This is a genomic window from Paraburkholderia pallida (genome assembly GCF_004524855.1).
Lineage (GTDB): Bacteria > Pseudomonadota > Gammaproteobacteria > Burkholderiales > Burkholderiaceae > Paraburkholderia > Paraburkholderia oxyphila.
Genome location: NZ_CP038151.1, coordinates 1,676,096 through 1,694,612, shown reverse-complemented (window position 1 = coordinate 1,694,612; position 18,517 = coordinate 1,676,096). Strand labels below are relative to the sequence as shown.

15 protein-coding genes are annotated in these 18,517 nt (G+C 55.8%); 7 read left to right on the top strand and 8 right to left on the bottom strand.

Annotated features, from left to right (window positions below; genetic code table 11):
- Nucleotides 1-249: 249 nt before the first annotated feature.
- The 4 genes from E1956_RS42245 to fdnG all read right to left on the bottom strand — a co-directional run bounded on the left by E1956_RS42245 (nucleotide 250) and on the right by fdnG (nucleotide 6,193).
- Nucleotides 250-1,350, bottom strand: coding sequence for an RNA-guided endonuclease InsQ/TnpB family protein (locus E1956_RS42245; RefSeq protein WP_134759399.1), 1,101 nt, complete (start codon nucleotides 1,348-1,350; stop codon nucleotides 250-252).
- Between the two features lie 77 nt (nucleotides 1,351-1,427).
- Nucleotides 1,428-2,111 (bottom strand): formate dehydrogenase subunit gamma, encoded by a 684-nt coding sequence (locus E1956_RS42240; RefSeq protein WP_134759398.1) that lies wholly within the window; start codon nucleotides 2,109-2,111, stop codon nucleotides 1,428-1,430.
- Entirely contained in the window at nucleotides 2,098-3,021 is a 924-nt protein-coding gene (gene fdxH, locus E1956_RS42235; protein ID WP_134759396.1) for a formate dehydrogenase subunit beta, read from the bottom strand. Before fdxH ends, E1956_RS42240 begins: the two co-directional genes overlap by 14 nt.
- 106 nt (nucleotides 3,022-3,127) lie before the next feature.
- The gene (gene fdnG / locus E1956_RS42230) at nucleotides 3,128-6,193 is read right to left on the bottom strand and encodes a formate dehydrogenase-N subunit alpha (protein ID WP_167760306.1); all 3,066 of its coding nucleotides are present in this window, start codon (nucleotides 6,191-6,193) and stop codon (nucleotides 3,128-3,130) included.
- A 787-nt stretch (nucleotides 6,194-6,980) separates the two neighbouring features.
- Here fdnG and E1956_RS42220 point away from each other — a divergent pair.
- The 5 genes from E1956_RS42220 (at nucleotide 6,981) to E1956_RS42200 (ending at nucleotide 12,279) form a co-directional block, all read left to right on the top strand.
- Entirely contained in the window at nucleotides 6,981-9,131 is a 2,151-nt protein-coding gene (locus tag E1956_RS42220) for an FUSC family protein (RefSeq protein ID WP_134759390.1), read from the top strand.
- Nucleotides 9,132-9,190: 59 nt separating this feature from the next.
- Nucleotides 9,191-10,627 (top strand): efflux transporter outer membrane subunit, encoded by a 1,437-nt coding sequence (locus E1956_RS42215; RefSeq protein WP_256377829.1) that lies wholly within the window; start codon nucleotides 9,191-9,193, stop codon nucleotides 10,625-10,627.
- On the top strand, nucleotides 10,617-10,817 hold the full coding sequence (locus tag E1956_RS42210; protein WP_134759386.1) for a DUF1656 domain-containing protein: 201 nt from the start codon (nucleotides 10,617-10,619) through the stop codon (nucleotides 10,815-10,817). The genes E1956_RS42215 and E1956_RS42210 overlap by 11 nt, the downstream gene beginning before the upstream one ends.
- A 51-nt stretch (nucleotides 10,818-10,868) precedes the next feature.
- Nucleotides 10,869-11,834, top strand: coding sequence for an HlyD family secretion protein (locus E1956_RS42205; protein WP_134759384.1), 966 nt, complete (start codon nucleotides 10,869-10,871; stop codon nucleotides 11,832-11,834).
- A gap of 184 nt (nucleotides 11,835-12,018) precedes the next feature.
- Nucleotides 12,019-12,279, top strand: coding sequence for a hypothetical protein (locus E1956_RS42200; protein WP_134759382.1), 261 nt, complete (start codon nucleotides 12,019-12,021; stop codon nucleotides 12,277-12,279).
- Between the two features lie 229 nt (nucleotides 12,280-12,508).
- On the opposite strand, the gene E1956_RS46515 is transcribed toward E1956_RS42200, so the two are convergent.
- The 4 genes from E1956_RS46515 to E1956_RS42190 are packed head-to-tail and all read right to left on the bottom strand — an operon-like array spanning nucleotide 12,509 to nucleotide 15,289.
- The gene (locus E1956_RS46515; RefSeq protein WP_167760304.1) at nucleotides 12,509-12,649 is read right to left on the bottom strand and encodes a hypothetical protein; all 141 of its coding nucleotides are present in this window, start codon (nucleotides 12,647-12,649) and stop codon (nucleotides 12,509-12,511) included.
- 45 nt (nucleotides 12,650-12,694) lie between these two features.
- Nucleotides 12,695-12,841 (bottom strand): hypothetical protein, encoded by a 147-nt coding sequence (locus E1956_RS46510; RefSeq protein WP_167760303.1) that lies wholly within the window; start codon nucleotides 12,839-12,841, stop codon nucleotides 12,695-12,697.
- Nucleotides 12,842-12,862: 21 nt separating this feature from the next.
- A complete protein-coding gene (gene cydB, locus E1956_RS42195) occupies nucleotides 12,863-13,858 on the bottom strand; it encodes a cytochrome d ubiquinol oxidase subunit II (RefSeq protein WP_134759380.1) in 996 nt (331 codons plus the stop codon).
- 39 nt (nucleotides 13,859-13,897) lie between these two features.
- Nucleotides 13,898-15,289, bottom strand: a complete 1,392-nt coding sequence (locus tag E1956_RS42190; protein WP_134759758.1) for a cytochrome ubiquinol oxidase subunit I — start codon at nucleotides 15,287-15,289, stop codon at nucleotides 13,898-13,900.
- Nucleotides 15,290-15,651: 362 nt separating this feature from the next.
- Here E1956_RS42190 and E1956_RS42185 point away from each other — a divergent pair, with 362 nt between their 5' ends.
- A complete protein-coding gene (locus E1956_RS42185) occupies nucleotides 15,652-17,253 on the top strand; it encodes an IS1182 family transposase (protein ID WP_134759378.1) in 1,602 nt (533 codons plus the stop codon).
- A gap of 125 nt (nucleotides 17,254-17,378) precedes the next feature.
- Nucleotides 17,379-18,479: an RNA-guided endonuclease InsQ/TnpB family protein gene (locus E1956_RS42180; protein WP_134759317.1), complete on the top strand. Its 1,101-nt coding sequence runs from the start codon at nucleotides 17,379-17,381 to the stop codon at nucleotides 18,477-18,479.
- Nucleotides 18,480-18,517 lie beyond the last annotated feature (38 nt).

Below are 18,517 nucleotides of genomic sequence, written 5' to 3'. Positions count from 1 at the left end.
GTATATCCGAGTTGCGGAGATTTTGCGATGCCACCCGAGCAGAACACAAATCGGGAAGTATCGCTGGCCTCGTTAGCGGAGTGATGTCGCTCACATTGACCCAACGCTGACCATTACGCGCAAGGACCCAGATGCTTACGACACCACGGCAGAGCGCGGCGAAGCGATGTATGGTGGATCACTTGCTATCAAAGAATTAAGCGCTAAAGTTCCCTGCGGACATGCGCGCTGTTGACGTCCTCCCCGCCCTCAGCCTTCGGCTGCCGCGCTTAGCGCGGGAAGGACGGGGATTCCTACTGCTAGACGGCGACGTCCCGCCGCGAGAATGTTCACTGCCGCATTGATGTCGCGATGATGATACGCACCACATTCGAAGCAGGCCCATTCCCTTATTCCAAGACCTTCCCGGCCCTTCGGGCCAGTGCGCCTGTTACAGCAACTGCAGGTCTGGGTTGAGTATTTTTCATCGACCTCATCGAACCACACGCCCGCGCAATCGCTTTTATATTGCAGCATGGTCCGGAACAGGCTCCAGCCCGCATCGAGCACGGACTTCGCCATCCGTGTCCTCGCGAGCGCCGAAGCGTTCACGTTGCCGATGAAGATGGCGCCGTATTGCTGGACGAGCGCCGTGGAAAGCTTGTGCAACTGGTCTTTCCGGGAGTTTTTGATTTTTGCATGGAGCGCACGCACTCGCGCCTTCTTCCTTGCGCGTTGTGCTTTCGCCAGCACCGTCTCGAGCTTGCGGTAGTGTCGGTCGAGGGTGATGACCTGAGCATCACTGGTTGCGGCGAAGTCTTTCAGGCCGGGATCAATGCCCACGAAACGTTCGACCTCGCCGGTGGCGGGCTTCGGCGTCTTTTCTACCTTGATGGTCACGTTCAGGTACCACCGGCCGCGTGCATCCTCGCTGAAGTTCCCGGCACCAAGCTCGTACCGGGAGAGACCGTAGCTGTCCCACAGTGACAGCGGCGTGCCTGCGAAGAACACCTGTCCGTTGCGATACCGGATGGCACTCGCCTTGAACGGAATCCAGCCGAGCGAGCGGCGGGGTCCGCCCGACGCGCGCCAGCGCAGCCGGGTCTTGCCGGCCTGTTTCCGGCGCACCGCATACTCTTCGCCGATGGCCTGGAGAGTCTGCGAGTGCAGGTGCAGTCCGGCCTTGCCCGCGCCCCGGGTGAACGGATGGAAATCGTAGCCCGACAGGAAGCGCTGCTCCCGCTGCCAGACCATATGGGAGAGCTCATTGCAGTAGTTCCACACGAAGTTGACCTCGCGCGCGAGTACACGCAACAGCTTTGCGTGTTTGTCTTTGAGTCTGAAGCGCAGGACGCGGGTGGTGAGGGACATGTGCCAATACGGTTGTTTCTCCGTATAGGCACGTCGCCGTTTCCCCGTTGAAAATCACGCGATTCCTGCTTCGCTGTCTACACCTGCCTTTCATCCCCGGCCTGAAGGCCGAGGTTTTCAGGCCGATTGCGGATAACTTCACGGAACCAACGAGGGTGATGCTTGCGAGCCCAGCCTAGGGTAACCGTCCCGCGAATCATCGCACCCATCGTCCCTTTTATCCAGATACCGGCATAGATGTGCACAATGATCCCTGCAATCAGAACGAATGCTGCAGTGGCATGACAAAGAGCCGCGAAGCGAATTGCGTTAATTGGGAAATAGGCTGAGAAATATCGGCGCCAGATTATCAATCCCGTTGGAAGTAACACTAGCATGCAAAAAACAAGGGTGACGAAAAGCATCTTCTGGCCCGCGTTGTACCTTCCTACTTCGGGGAGTCTATCCTCACGGTTAGATAGAACATCCTGTATGCGCAAAAGCCACAGTATGTCACTTTTTTCCATGAGATTGTGATGCCAGAATCGAAGTGCTAGAACCAGAAATGACACGAACATGACTAGGCCGAAGAATGGATGCAACAGCCTCATCCACTGGCCTCCACCAAATAATATAGAGAGCCAGAACATAGCGGGGTGAAACATCGCCAACCCAGATAGAGCAACCAAGACGAAGCTGATGGCAGTGATCCAGTGATTGGTCCGCTCGTTGGCGTTGTACCGTTCAATCAAGAAATCGTCGTCGGATTCATCGTTGCTCATTTTGACGCTCCCTTTCTCGCCTCAGCTCGTCACGTGCAGCAACATCGTCCTCGTGATGGACCTCGTTGGGGCCGATTCGTGTGTAGTGAAAGAAACCTGCGATCGCCGTGAACACAAGTGCAGCGAGCGCAAGCGGTTTGGCGATACCCTTCCATATCCAGACCATCGGATTAATTCTAGGATCCTTCGGCAATCCGTGATAAAGGTTGGGCTGATCTGCGTGATGGAGTACATACATTACGTGCGTTCCATTCACGCCTGGCGGATCGTACAGCCCGGCCTGGTCGAAGCCCCGTGATTTCAGATCTTCGATTCTAGTTGCTGCCTGCTGCTTCATGTCTTCCTTGGTACCAAACATGATCGCACCCGTTGGGCACGTTTTTACGCAGGCCGGCTCCTGTCCAACTGCGACTCGATCTGAGCATAGTGTGCACTTGTAAGCGCGGTTATCAGTCTTGGAGATTCGCGGGATATTGAATGGACAGCCAGCTACGCAGTATCCACACCCAATACAGTTTTCTTCGTGGAAGTCAACGATGCCGTTCGTGTATTGCACGATGGCGCCAGGGGATGGGCACGCTTTTAGGCAGCCTGGGTCCTCACAATGCATGCAGCCGTCCTTTCGGATTAGCCACTCGAGGTCACCCTTAGGGTTCACATATTCTGTGAACCGCATGACGGTCCACGAATGTTCGCTCAGATCCAGCGGGTTGTCGTAGACCCCTGTCGTGATTCCGACGTTATCGCGTAAGTCATTCCACTCCATGCAAGCGGCTTGACATGCTTTGCAGCCTATACATTTCGATACATCAATGAGCTTGGCGACGGACCCGGTCACAGGCACCCGGTCAGCCGGAGGCTGGATCGTCGTCGCAGAAAGCCGTTTGATGTCGAGTGACTGTAGTGCCATGATTTGCTCTGTGGGTGCGTACGGGTGATCGACTGCGGGAGCACTCGCTATTAGCCGACGGAGGAACGAATCGGCCGGCTTTCTACGGTCCTCGTTGTCGCGCTTCTCATGCTTTCTCCACCTTGACCAGGAATGACTTGAACTCTGGCGTCTGCGTGTTCCCGTCGCCAACTGAAGGCGTGAGCGTATTCGTCAGGTACCCGGGCTTCGCGGCGCCCTTGAAACCCCAATGAAGAGGGATACCCACGGTTTGAACATGCTTTCCTTCGATGGTGAGCGTCCTGATTCGCTTCGTGACGACGGCAACAGCCACGATGTGCCCTCGGAAGGATGACACCTTCACTCGATCACCAGACACTACACCAATAGAGTGCGCGAGCTCCTCGCTAATCTCGACAAACTGCTCGGGTTGCAGGATGGCGTTCAGTCGCGCGTGTTTGGTCCAAAAATGAAAATGTTCCGTGAGCCGATATGTTGTCGCGGTATGCGGGAAATCGCGCGCGTTTCCGATTTTTTTACGGTCCGACGGGAAGATGCGGGCAACCGGATTGTTGGTCACGTTCGGGTGATCCGGGTACAGTGGGTTATAACCAAGCGGTGTTTCGATTGGTTCGTAATGTACCGGGAACGGCCCCTCATTCATCTCATTGCGCGCGAAGAAGCGAGCGACCCCCTCGGGGTTGAGCACAAACGGCCCCATACCTAGGCTCGGCGCCTCGTCCACTTTGTAGTCGGGGACGTCGTCACCAACCCATGCGGAGCCGTTCCATTGGACGAGCTTGCGGGTCGGGTCGAACGGTTTTCCGTCAGTGTCGCACGAGGCCCGGTTGTAGAGTACGCGCCGATTAGCTGGCCACGCCCAAGCCCAGCCAAGCGTTTGGCCGATGCCTGTGGGGTCGCTGTTGTCGCGACGTCCCATCTGATTGCCTTCTTCGGTCCACGCGCCACAGAAGATCCAGCACCCGCTTGCCGTACTTCCATCGTCGCGGAGTTGCTCGAAGCCTGACAATTGACGACCGGCCGTCTCTACCAGCTTCTTGGTGTCGTAGTCAGATGCCGCCTTAACTTCCCAACCGTTATATTCACGCGCCAATTCGTCAGGGCGCGGGCTTTCTGGGTCTTCATAGGGCCACGTGAGATTCAGGATCGGGTCAGGGAATGCACCACCTTTCTTTCGATACAAATCGCGGATACGTGTGAATATGCCACCCATGATATCTAAGTCACTGCGCGCTTCACCTGGAGGCTCGGCTCCTTTCCAGTGCCACTGAAGGACTCTTGACGAGCTAACAACCGAGCCGTTCTCTTCCGCGAAGCAGTTTGTTGGGAGCCTAAATACTTCTGTTTGGATGCTTGAGGGATCGACATCATTGAACGGGCCGTAGTTCTTCCAGAACTCCGACGTCTCCGTAGCCAAGGGGTCCATGATGACGAGCCATTTCAACTTGCCGAGGCCGTCGATGATCTTGGCCTTGTCCGGCACTGACGCAATGAGGTTGAACCCTTGGCAAACGTAGCCGGTCATCTTCCCTTGCGACATCAACTCGACAACTTGTAGCACGTCGTAGGGCTTGTCCCACTTTGGCAGGTAAGAATACGCCCAATCATTTTCCGCCGTGGCGGCCTGGCCCCACCATGCCTTCATCAGGCTAACAAATAGAGCGGGGAAGTGTTGGTAGTAGCTAAGCTGATTTGGCCGCAGCGGTTTAAGCGTTCTGGAGGACGCGTACTTCTGGTACTCCTGCTCGGATTCGTTGGGTAAAGTAAGGTAGCCAGGCAACATCTGGCTGAGTAGACCGAGGTCGGTCAGGCCTTGAATATTTGAGTGGCCGCGCAGAGCATTGACGCCTCCACCCGCGATCCCGATGTTGCCTAGTAGGAGCTGGACCATCGCTCCAGTGCGAACGATTTGGGAGCCGATCGAATGCTGCGTCCAACCCAATGCGTACAGGAGCGTGCCCGCCTTTCCCGGCGAGGACGTCGTGGCAAGCATTTCGCAGACTTGCAGGAATTTTTCTTTCGGCGTACCACAGATGGATTCGACCATCTCGGGCGTATAGCTCGAATAGTGTGCTTTGAGCAACTGATATACGCAGCGCGGATGACGCAAGGACGGATCGGACTTCACGTAGCCGTCGGCATCGAACTCATACTCCCACGTACTTTTGTCGTAACTGCGCGTCTGTGAATCGTATCCTGAATATAGTCCGTTAGAGAACGCAAAATCGTCTCGGACGATGAACGTGAAGTCAGTGTAGTTCTTGACGTATTCGTGCTGGATCTTGTCGTTGGATAGCAGGTAACGAATGACGCCGCCCAGAAATGCGATGTCGGTTCCTGTCCGAATCGGCGCGTACAGATCCGCGACGGACGCGGTCCGGTTGAAGCGCGGGTCGACCACGATCAGCTTCGCGCCGCGATGTGCCTTCGCCTCGACGACCCACTTGAACCCGCACGGGTGTGCCTCGGCAGAATTGCCGCCCATCACGAGAATCACATCGGCGTTCTTGATATCTACCCAATGATTCGTCATCGCGCCACGGCCAAACGTCGGGGCAAGACCTGCCACCGTCGGGCCATGTCAGACACGAGCTTGGTTGTCGAATCCGAGAATGCCAAAACTGCGTGTAACCTTGTGAGTCAGGTAGCCGACTTCTGAGCTGGCCGCCGACGCAGCAAGCATGCCGGTCGTTAGCCACCGATTGACGACGTGCCCTTCGGGCGTTTCATGCTCAAAATTTGCATCGCGGTCCTCCTTCATGCGTTCGGCGATGCGGTCGAGAGCGTCGTCCCAGGAGATGCGCATCCAATGATCGGAACCAGGCGCGCGGTATTCTGGATAAAGTAGTCGGCTCTCGCTATGCACGATGTCCAGTAGGCTTGCTCCTTTCGGGCAGAGCGTGCCTCTGTTTACGGGGTGATCGGGGTCTCCCTCGATATGGATAATACTTGCCTTAGCATTTTTTGCGTTGTCACCTAGTCCGTACATCAGAACACCGCAGCCCACGGAGCAGTAGGTACACGTATTCCTCGTTTCCGTCATCCGGAGCAACTTGTATTGTCGAACTTCCGCTAGGGCAGGCGTCGGTGAGAATCCGGCGAGCGCCAAGCTTGATCCCGCTAGCGTTGAAGCTGACAGTTTCAAGAACTGACGGCGAGAGATAGTATCCATGTTTTGACTCCCGATGCAGCCGGCCCACCGTTACGGAGAGGCGCGCGATGGACCGTCAAGAGCGACCCGGCATGTGAGATGACGCGTTTGCCATTTGAGTCTCGCATGGTGAGCTCTTGGGCTCTTTTTAGAAAGAACGAATTATCAAAAAAAAGCACGATTTGGTGCCACCTAGCCCCGCGATGGCTATTACTCTGTATTCGCGACGATCCTTAGGCAGATGAAACGTCTTTTTGTTAGACCTATCTGGACTGGGAGTGGAGAATCGATACAGGCTTAGTTGAGGCCGCGTCTGGATATTCGAGGGCGGCCGCGAAGACTCGGGGCTCCGATCAGTGCTTCACTACGTCCGAAAGGGAATGAAGCCTGCGCGTAGATACGGGAGGTCCGGACTGGCCGCTGGGGCGTGCTGCGAGCAGACGCTACATCCATTTGACGAGCCTCGCATTCGCAAACGGCCGGAGACGGCGAAGTGGTGTAAGTTAAGCTGCATCGCAATATGGCGCTTCTTTGCGTGTTTGTGCTCTGAAGCAGCCCGACGTTACGGACCTGCTAAAGCAACGCTGGGCGCGGCAGTCGATTCGCCTACGATGGACGGTGCTCGGGAGGCCGATATCCTGCGTCTTGAGAGGGGTGCGGCAGGAAAGGTTCGACAACCGCCGTGCTACGATTAAAGATAATGCGCAAGGTTGGCTCGTATGATAGGTATCAGCCGTGTTTTCCAAAGGCTCCGGCGGCTTAAGTGTAATAGCTCAGGTCATCCAAAACGAAAAAATCTGAGGGAAACATGTCCCTGGTTGGTATCCGCGAGGAACTGATAACTTATCGGAACGATGACTTTCCCCGTCTCCTGCATGCTCTGAAATCGGCTCTCGCCGTCGTTTTAAGTATGCTGATTTGCATGAGGTTGGAACTGCGAGCACCCGGGACCGCGATGGTGTCGGCCGCAATCGTGATGATTCACCAACAGAGCGGAATGGTAATCGGACGCGCCTTCTACCGTGCTCTCGGCGTATTTTTCGGAAGTTTGGCCGGTCTCACATTAATTTGTCTCTTTGCCCAACAACCACCGCTATTCTTGGCGGGTCTCGCCATTTGGGTCGGCATATTCGTTGCGGGATCGTCCTACTACAAGAACTTTCAGTCGTATGGATTCGTTCTGTCAGGCTACGCGGCAAGCATCACGGCGGTACCGGAATGGTCTAATCCCTACGATGTTTCGACGAATGTCATCCATACTGTCAGCGAGGTTGTGATCGGGGTTGCGATGAGCAGCCTGATCAGCGCACTCGTCTTCCCGCAACGGGTGACGCCTACTTTGATCAGTTGGCGATACACCGCACTGGCGAAGATTCTGCCAGTTATTCTGAGTGCGGCGGGCATTCGCAGTGGCTCCGAGCCTATGCGAGAGTACGTTCAGCTTGTTAGTGACAGCGCTACTATAGACGGGCTACGGGCGGCGGCAGTGTTCGAAGAACCGGAGATGCGCCTAAGACATGAGTCACTCGTGACGCTGGAACAAGCCTTTTTGGACTTGGTCACCCGCGTTCACGCAATCTACAAAGTGAGAGAGATTAGTGCTGATGTGGACCCCGTGGCAAGAACGGCGGTCGAGAGGATTTTGGCACGTCTACATTCAAACCTGTCAAAAGGAGACTTACACGATCTTCGTACGGAGGATGGACTTGAACAATTTCATCGCAGCCTAAAGACTACTGAACACGAATTTCCAGATTACATAGGTTCGGAACTCGAGGCCCTATCCGCCGGTGGGTCAAAGAGTGTGGAAATGGTGGAAACGGTCGGCGCTGAAGTGTACGCGGTAATCTGGTCGTTGCGTAGATTCTCCAGCGTTTGCCGGACGGCACTCCGTCAACCAACCGGAGTGAGCCTGACTTTTCCGCTGGTGAAGGTGATTAGCTTCATGCGTACCGCTCATCTTCGGTCTAGTGGAACCATCGCTATGATTGCCGGATTGCGAGCGGCAACGGCAGTCGGGTTCGTCGGTGCGACTTGGATAGTTTCAGAATGGACAAACGGCTTCAGTGCGTTAGTGTCGGTCGCGATCAGTTCTGGACTTTATTCTCTTTCAAATGCTCCTGTTAGATCAAGTTGGCAGGCCTTTGTCGGTTGCTTGCTTGCATGGATACTTGGATTCTTTTTCGAGTTCCTTGTCTTCCCTTTGAACGGTGATGTGACACTTGTTATCGTATGTGTGGCTATGGCGGTATCGATCGGAAGCTATGTGAATACGTTTTCGAACTATGCGGTGCTCGGTGCAGGATTTAACTTGTATTTTCTATATATATTAAGCCCGACAAATCCTCAGATATACAACCCACCTCTCTTTCTTGATCGTGGGTTGGCTTTGATGTTTGGCATCGCCTGTGCGGCGACAGCGTTTTCGCTCATCGTCCCGAGAGAGGGGGAATGGCTTGCAAAGGTGTACAGCCGAAGAATTAGACGGCTCATAGTTCAGGCGGCGGAAGGGGACCTATCCGGTCGCACGACTGCGACAATTGGTGCTTCTATGCGTGATTTAATCACGGGCCTTGTTACCGTGCCGAACATCTCGAGGGACTTTAGAGAGACGATCATCAAGAGAGCATTCGGTGCGCTATGGGTGACGCAAGCAATTTTGGAGGTGCGGAGGTACAGCGAATCGGATGGAGGTCGACTTTCGGTAGATTGGGAGGATTCGATGAGGCGATGGCGGGCGGCAATTGTCTCGATGGCGGCGCAAGCAACCCCCGACGCTACCGAATTCGCTATTCGGTCTACGCAAGATGCACTCAAGCAGCTTCGAGTCCAATCGGGAGGAACTCAAGGGCAGTCCCATCGTGCGGTGTTCGACATGCGTGTCCGTCTTATCTCAGCGAAAATCGCGCTTTACGATCTGCTCGAGTATCCGATTGCGCGAAAGGGAGTTCGGCGGTGAAGTCTCGCGGTCGACAGTGGATCGATCAAACATTGACCCACATTGCAATAATCTTTGCTATGGGCGGGCTGTGGTCTTGCATCACAAGCTCGGGGATAAAGCCGGAAGCCTCCATGATAGAGCCGACTTCATTAGACGTTGGTGATGCTATCCGTGCCTCTGCGAGAAGCGATGCCAAATGGCCCTCTTCTGAGTGGTGGAATGGATGGAATGATGGACAATTAGACAGTCTCATCAGCCGAGCTACGTCCGGAAGCCCAACGTTGGCGATAGTGCGTTCTCGGGTGACAGCAGCGGTTTGGGAGGCCAGAGCGCTGCATGCCAACCAGCTTCCGGAGTTGGACAGCTCCGCAGATATCGCACATACGAGATTTTCTCAAAACGCGAATCCATCGCCGCCGGGCGGAGAAACGAACTGGAACAATTCTGTCGCGCTTGACCTGACATACGACCTGGACATTTGGGGAAAAAATCGCGCAATCGAGCAGGGTGCGCAGAGTAAAGTTCACGCTGCAGTGGCCGATGAGCAGTTTGCGAAGATAGAGCTTCAGGCGGCAGTTGCGCGGGCGTACAACGCATTTGCGCTCCAGTACGCCCTGGCAGACATCTACGCGGAGATCAATCAGGAGGAGAAACGTAACCTCGAAATTGCAGCAAGCAGGAAGAGCGCTGGAATAGACACTGACATTGACGTGACTCAGGCTCGGACGCAGTACCAAAGCGGTCTTGCCGACATTATTCGTACGCGAGACGGGATCGAACAATCTCGTCTTTTAATCGCGTATCTTGTCGGTGAGGGGCCGGGATTTGGTGCATCGCTGCAGCGGCCGCTACCGTACGGGCGGTTCGGGTCTGCAGTGCCTGCGTCGCTGCCGGCTGAGTTCATCGGCCATCGTCCGGATATCGTTGCGCAACGGTGGAGGGTCACGGCTGCATCAAAGGAAATAGATGTCGCGCATGCTGACTTCTACCCAAACATTGATCTCGTCGCCAGCGCCTCGCTTCAGTCGTTGGTCCCTTTTGGGGGGTTCTTTAGTTTCGTGAACAGCGATTCTTTTGGTCACAGCGTTGGCATTGCCGCTTCATTGCCGATTTTCGATGCGGAGAGGCGTCGAGGGAAGTATGGTGTAGCGACGGCCGAATATGACGACGCGGTATTGAAATACAACGACGCTGTATTGTTAGCCATGCGGGAAGTTGCGGAACAAGTGACAGCGTTGCGTTCATTAGAGGACCAGGAACTGTCAGTTGATAGCGCGGTGGAGTCATCAAAACGATCGTACGAGCTCGCGAATTCAGGGTATCGAGGAGGCGTCACAGAGTACCTCGACGTTTTGGTTTCTCAGAAAATCATGCTTCAACAGCAAATCAACCTCGCATTGGTACGCTCCCGGCAAGTTGATTCATGGATCGCACTTATGAAGGCCCTCGGGGGCGGATTCGACGGTGACACGGGTCGGTCGAATATGATTTCGGGGGGATCCAATGCCCCTTGAGGTCGATATATTTGGTTTCTTCGCGCCAGTGCTCTTGCCGGTTCTGGTTGTCTGCGTTATCGCGTTTGTAATTCTTGACCTCATCCTCGCCCGACTGAGAATTTATAGATTTGCATGGCATCCCGGGCTATTCAGGGTGGCGTTATTTATTGCATTGTTCTCTGGGGTATCGTTAATTGTGCAGAGGTAACAGGCTGAATCGATATTGCGGCATGTTTTCTCGCATAACGTCGGGGCGAAGATGAATAAGCAGTTTCTGATTCGGGCGATAGTGACAGGTTGTATGTTGCTGGTGGCAGCGGCCTTGATGCGCGCAATCTGGCAGACATACATGTATTCTCCTTGGACACGGGATGGGCGGGTGCGTGCGGACGTGATAAACATTTCGACGGACGTCTCTGGACTCGTAGCAGAAGTACGCGTTAGAGATAACCAGATGGTTCACAAGGGAGATGTTTTGTACGTGCTCGACCCCTACCGGTTTAGATATGCAGTGGACCAAGCGAACGCTGACGTTAATCGCGCAAAGGCTCAACTGCAACAGGCTAGTGCCCAAGCTCGGGGGGCGGAATTTGAGTCGATAATGAGACAAGACAGGGCGCAGAGACGAGCAAAACTTTCGGGCGATGTGATCTCGGAAGAAAATCGGTCAGATTTCGCGCTCGAGGCTAAGCAGTCTTCGTCCGTGCTTGATGCAGCCCGTGCTGCGTACACGGTCGCGGAGGCGGCGTTGCAGGCGGCTATGGTACGTCAGGAGACGGCGCGACTCGATCTGGAGCGGAGCGAGGTGAAGGCGCCGACAGACGGGTTTATAACCAATTTGAATCTGTGGCCTGGTGATTATGCAAATGCAGGTGTCGCAAAAATGGCAATGATCGACTCGAATTCGTTCTGGGTTTATGGATATTTCGAAGAGACCAAGATCCAGGGCGTACACATCGGTGACCGCGCAAGGGTCCGGCTAATGGGAAGAAACGTGGAAATCGATGGGCATGTTGATAGCATTGCTCGGGGCATAGTCGATCGGGACAATCCGACCGGGGCGAGTGAACTGCTGGCGAACGTAGACCCGATATTTACCTGGGTGCGATTGGCACAGCGCGTTCCTGTGAGAATTCGGCTGGGAAAGGTCCCCGAAGACGTTCATTTGGTAATGGGGATGACCTGCTCTGTGACCTTAGAGCCGGGTTCTGGGCGAGCAGACTAATCGACTGCCGGTAGCCCCCGTCGCTTTGGCGCTGGTTAATCCTCAAAGTCTGCTCTATCTGCAATCGGCCTGAAGATCTCGAGCTTCGGACCGGGGGGAGGCGGGTGTAGAGCGCGCAGTTGGGATGTCCTGATTCTTTCGGGGAAACCGAGGGTGCCGGAACGAGCAGGTTATCTTCGCGGGTATGACACTGTCGCAGTGGGACAGCTACCGTCCTGCCAGCCATGAACCGGGCGTCGGCTGCATCAGCGAGGATGCGCTTGGCCGGTGGCACCTGAGCGTCACCGTCAAGGTCAAGAAGGGGCCCAGGCCACCGACCGGTGAGATTGGAAAGTCGGAAGGGCTGGACCTGAGTCTGAAGGACTTCGCAGCCACCAGCGACGGCCGCGTCGTAACCCGGGAAGACCAGTCGTACAAGCTTTCCGCGGCACTCGTACAGCAGTAAGGCGTCGGCTTCATCGGCAGCGTGAACGCTTTAGCACTCGCGAGAGCACGTGCGGATTGCGAAGTGGGTGCTTGACGCGGGCTGGAGCCTGTTCCGGACCATGCTGCGGTACACGGGCGATTGCGCAGGCGCAAGGTTTCTTTGTCACTCCGGTACGGCAAGCCCCGGGTAGCGAGGCAACGCTCGCGCACCACACTTCCGTACGCCGCGCGAATGCCACACCAGCAAGTTATACGCGACTCCTGGCCTTTTCCTTACAGGTGGTCTCAAGGGCTTTATGGGCACGCCGGACCGGAATACGGGCAGCCGCGCCGGAGCGCGACAGGCGTTCAGCAAATTCCGCCCGCGACTGGGCGATCACGTCTTTCATTGCAGCCTGCTCACCCAAACCGCATGGCGATGCGTCCTTCAGGGCTTACTGCCTCATCGAAATGGCGACTAAAAAGTGAAAAGGCAACGCTATGAGCATCGTACCGGCGAAGCCAACGCACCAAAGAATCGCGAACCACATCATCCGGCGGCCGAATGTAGGTGTCGCATCATCGCTGTCAGGTGTCGACATGTTTAGCTCCTTACTGAGCAACTAATAGTGGGTACTGGCTTCGGCTTTGCCTCGAAATATCCAGTAGCCCGCCGTTGTGTAGGCTATGATAATTGGGATAATGACGACCGCTCCCACGAGGAGGAAAACCTGACTTGATCGCGGTGCGGCGGCATCCCAAAGGGTGATGGCGCCAGGGATCGCATATGGCCAAATACTAAATAGAAGGCCGATATAGCCGAGGAATACCAGGATGATGGTTAAGAGGAATGCCATACTGTCGTGCTGGTGCCTCATTGCGTTGAACATAAAGGTGGCGACAACTATTACAAGGATAGGGACCGGATAGAGAAGGAAGCGTGCTGGGGAATCAAACCAACGCGACGCGGCATGTGGATCGGTCATGGGTGTCCAAAGTGTCACGACCAGGATGAAACCAATTAACACCAATGTCAGAGGCCAAATTAGGCCGTGCATCCGACGCTGTAGGTCACCCTCAGTCTTGATCACTAGAAAACTAGCCCCGAGCAGAGAATATGTGATTAAAAGGCCCATGCCTGTGAAGAAGCTGAACGGCGTTACCCAGAAAAACGCGTCGCCGAAGAAAACACCGTTCTTTACTGGAATCCCCTGTAAGTAGGCCCCGAGAACGACCCCTTGAAAGAAGGTAGCTCCAGCGGAACCTAGTATGAAGGACAGGTTCCAGAGATTCTTTGTGCGATTTGCCTTGCCTCGGACTTCGAAAGAGACACCTCTAAATATCAGGCAAACTAGCATAAACGAGATCGGGAGATAGAGGCTGGACAAAACTATGGAGTATACGGCCGGGAACGCACCGTACAATGCCGCGCCGCCTAATACGAGCCACGTCTCGTTCCCATCCCATACTGGCGCGACCGAATGCATCATGAGATCTCGCTCGGAGTCGTCCGGGAAAAACGGGAATATTATGCCGATTCCAAGATCGAAGCCGTCCAGCGCGATATACATGAAAAGCCCTAGGGCGATAATTGCTGCCCAGATTACGGTGAGATCCATACTGTTTCTCCAAATCACTGGTCAACATAAAGCCATTGGCTACTCAGCCGCCGCCAGTGGGCGCCTTCCAGACGCCACAGCACTGAATTCATCCTCCTCTGCCGACGGCACGGTATCGGAGTGATCCGGACCACGCGAGATTAGCTTGAGTATGTAGTACACGCCGGTACCGAAGACGAGGAAGTAAACCATGATGAAGATCAGTAACGTAAGCCCAGCGCTTTGAGCTTGAATCGGAGAAACTGCCTCGGACGTGCGCAAGATGCCATAGACTACCCATGGTTGACGGCCTGCTTCTGTCGTAACCCATCCGGCAATCAATGAAATGATTCCCGTTGGCCCCATGAAGACAGTCAGCCAATGGAACCAACGAACCTGGTACAAGCGGCCGCCGCGCCGAAGGAAAAGTCCGATGACGGCGGTAAGAATCATCAGCACACCCATACCAACCATCAACCGGAAGCTCCAGAACACTAATGGTGAGTTGGGACGCTCATCTTTCGGAAATGACTTTAGTCCGCGTATCTGGCCGTCCCAAGTGTGTGTAAGGATAAGGCTGCCTAGATGAGGGACGCGAATGGCATATCGCGTCTCTTCGGCGGCCATGTCAGGGAGTCCGACGAGGTTTAGCGCAGTTCCACCCTGTTCGGTTTCCCAGAGACCTTCAATCGCGGCAATCTTGGCCGGTTGGTACTTGAGGGTATTCAGTGCGTGTTGATCACCAACGATGGCTTGAATCGGCGCGAATATAAGAAGAAGCCAAAGCGCCATTGAGTACATCGTCAGAATTTCAGGATCGCGTCTGCTGCGTATGAGTTGCCACGCGCCGGAGGCCGATACGATTAGGGCTGCAACAAGGAATGCAGCGAGCGTCATGTGTACAAGCCGGAAGGGGAAGGAGGGGTTGAAGATAATCTTCAACCAGTCTACCGGCACTGCGTGTCCGTCCTGAATTGCGAATCCCTGTGGAGTTTGCATCCAACTATTCGAAGAGAGGATCCAGAACGTGGAGATCAGCGTTCCGACGGCCACGAGTACTGTTGCCGCAAAGTGTGCGCGGCGGCCGACTTTCTCCCACCCGAAGAGCATAATTCCAAGAAAACCTGCCTCAAGGAAGAAGGCCGTCATGACCTCGTAGGTCAAAAGAACCCCAGTGACGGGTCCCGCGAATTTTGAGAACCCGGACCAGTTCATACCGAATTGGTATGCCATTACGACACCGGAGACAACACCCATACCAAAGGCAACCGCGAATATTTTGGACCAAAACTGGCACAGCTCTTTGTAGTACTGCTTCCCGGTCAATAGATAACGCCCTTCGAGCACGGCTATGAACCCGGCGAGACCGATGCTTATGGCCGGGAATATAATATGAAACGACACGGTGAATGCAAATTGCACACGTGAAAGATCCAGCGCTCCCGAATTCATAGTATTCACCTTCCGGTGCGGTGTGATCGGCTTCGACTCACCGAGCACGAGGTTCATGGGAAACGCTTACCTATCAGACAAGGCGGAAGGTGTTGCCTAGGCGAAGTGAGCAGACGCGTTGGCCGCTGGGCTGTTGTCTGATGCACTTCGAACAAGTTAAAGTACAGCACGTTCCTGCACTCTGTGGCCCTAGCGGTAAATTAGCAAAGCGACAGGGTGCGGTGTTGCAGGAAAGTACCGTTGCTATTGAAATTGCACGTGATTTTTATCCGCAATCGGCCTGAAAACCTCGGCCTTCAGAGGCTGTCGCGAAAGCCCCAACCTGGTAAAATTTCGCGACTCGATGGCTGAAGAGAAGAACGATGAGCACGGCATCCAGGATGGCGCCACTGGACAGGAAACAATACGATCTGTTTGGTGCGGCGCCAGCTCAGGATGCCAGGCCCCGGCCGTGTGCATCGGATACAGGTCGCCGGTTTATCGTGGGCAACGCGCACGAGATCGTCATAGGCGCGACGCGCCTTGAGGACTGGCTGAAGCAGTCCGACCAGCACACACCCTTTGTCGTGGCTCATCTTCTTGAACAGCAGGACTGGCTAGCCTTCGAAGGACGCTATGCGGGCACTGGACGCGCGCCGTACTCGCCCCGCCAGATGATGGGATTGATTTTGTACGGCGTGATGCAAGGCTTGCATTCGCTGCGCGAGCTGGAGCGACTCGCCCGTCTGGATCTGGGGTGCATGTGGGTGACAGGCGGTATTACTCCCGATCATGCCAATATCGGTCGGTTCATCGTTCTGCACGAAGACTCGCTCACGCAGGAGTTCTTCGAATCCCTTACGCGCACCATCCTGAAGGCCAGCGGTTCGAGCAGCGCACGACTGGCAGGCGACGGCACCGTGATCGAAGCAGCCTGCTCCCGTTACAACCTGCTGAAACAAGAAGCCGTGCGGGCCCGCGCACAAGCGGCGACAGCAGCGCTCGAGCGCGCACCCGATGATCGCGCTGCAAAGCAGGCGCAACAGCGCAGCAGCCAATGCCAGACGATCTTCGATGCGCGGCTTGCTGCCCGGCAACACAGCGGCAAAGGCACGGAGAGTCTGCGCATCAGCGGCACGGAGCCCGAAGCGATGGTCCAGCGGCTCAAGCGTGGACAAGGATATGGGGCATCGTACAAGCCGTCCGTTCTGGCCAATGAAAACCGGATTATCACGGCGCTTGCACTGGACGCATCGAGCGAAACGCGCGTCATCGCATCCATGCTCGATCAAAGTGCACGGACCACGGGCGCACAGGCTGAAGAAGTGCTGCTCGATGCAGGATATTTCGACGACGAGGTGATCGAAGCAACGCTTGCCCGCGATGTAAGCCTGCTGTGCCCTGACGGCCAATGGCCCGCCGTGCCCAGGGACGACGGTTTGTTTCACAAGAGCGCCTTTGACTACGATGAGCAAACCGACTCGTATCGTTGTCCTGCCGGGCAGATTCTTCTCCTGGAGGCAAAGTCCAGAAAGACCCTGAATACGCGGGAACATCGCGTGTACGGAGCCAGCACCTGTGGCGATTGCCATCTGCGCGCGAAATGCACAAAGGCTGCACAGGGGCGGCGCATCAAGCGCTATCCCGAGGATGAGCAACGTGAGGCGCTTCGTGTAGTGATGCAGCATCCGCAGGCCAGACGCATCTTCAGCCAGCGCAAGGCAATCGTTGAGCCGGTATTCAGTAGCCTGCGCGGACAACAGGGATTGAACCGGTTCCGGCGCCGTGGACTTGCAGCGGTCAGGCGCGAATTTGCGCTTCATGTCATGGCGCACAACCTGTCGCGGGCAGTGGCCCTGCAAAGGGCTTTATTTGCATTCCTATGGGCGACTTTACTCGTCCTGCGCAAGTTCGGATCAACTTTACGCGCTCGACCTCTCGTCCGGCTTCCGCGCTTCAACCGCTCGCACTTGGGTGCCTCATAATGCGTTTTGCGACAGCCTCTTCAGGCCGGGGATGAAAGGCAGGTGTAGACAGCGAAGCAGGAATCGCGTGATTTTCAACGGGGAAACGGCGACGTGCCTATACGGAGAAACAACCGTATTGGCACATGTCCCTCACCACCCGGGTCCTGCGCTTCAGACTCAAAGACAAACACGCAAAGCTGTTGCGTGTACTCGCGCGCGAGGTCAACTTCGTGTGGAACTACTGCAATGAGCTCTCCCATATGGTCTGGCAGCGGGAGCAGCGCTTCCTGTCGGGCTACGATTTCCATCCGTTCACCCGGGGCGCGGGCAAGGCCGGACTGCACCTGCACTCGCAGACTCTCCAGGCCATCGGCGAAGAGTATGCGGTGCGCCGGAAACAGGCCGGCAAGACCCGGCTGCGCTGGCGCGCGTCGGGCGGACCCCGCCGCTCGCTCGGCTGGATTCCGTTCAAGGCGAGTGCCATCCGGTATCGCAACGGACAGGTGTTCTTCGCAGGCACGCGGCTGTCACTGTGGGACAGCTACGGTCTCTCCCGGTACAAGCTTGGTGCCGGGAGCTTCAGCGAGGATGCACGCGGCCGGTGGTACCTGAACGTGACCATCAAGGTAGAAAAGACGCCGACGCCCGCCACCGGCGAGGTCGAACGTTCCGCGGGCATTGATCTCGGCCTGAAAGACTTCGCCGCAACCAGTGATGCTCAGGTCATCACCCTCGACCGACACTACCGCAAGCTCGAGACGGTGCTGGCGAAAGCACAATGCGCAAGGAAGAAGGCGCGAGTGCGTGCGCTCCATCCAAAAATCAAAAACTCCCGGAAGGACCAGTTGCACAAGCTTTCCACGGCGCTCGTCCAGCAATACGGCGCCATCTTCATCGGCAACGTGAACGCTTCGGCGCTCGCGAGGACACGGATGGCGAAGTCCGTGCTCGATGCGGGCTGGAGCCTGTTCCGGACCATGCTGCAATATAAAAGCGATTGCGCGGGCGTGTGGTTCGATGAGGTCGATGAAAAATACTCAACCCAGACCTGCGGTTGCTGTAACAGGCGCACTGGCCCGAAGGGCCGGGAAGGTCTTGGAATAAGGGAATGGGCCTGCTTCGAATGTGGTGCGTATCATCATCGCGACATCAATGCGGCAGTGAACATTCTCGCGGCGGGACGTCGCCGTCTAGCAGTAGGAATCCCCGTCCTTCCCGCGCCTTGCGCGGCAGCCGCAGGCTGAGGGCGGGGAGGACGTCAAAGCGGATGTGCAATACGTGC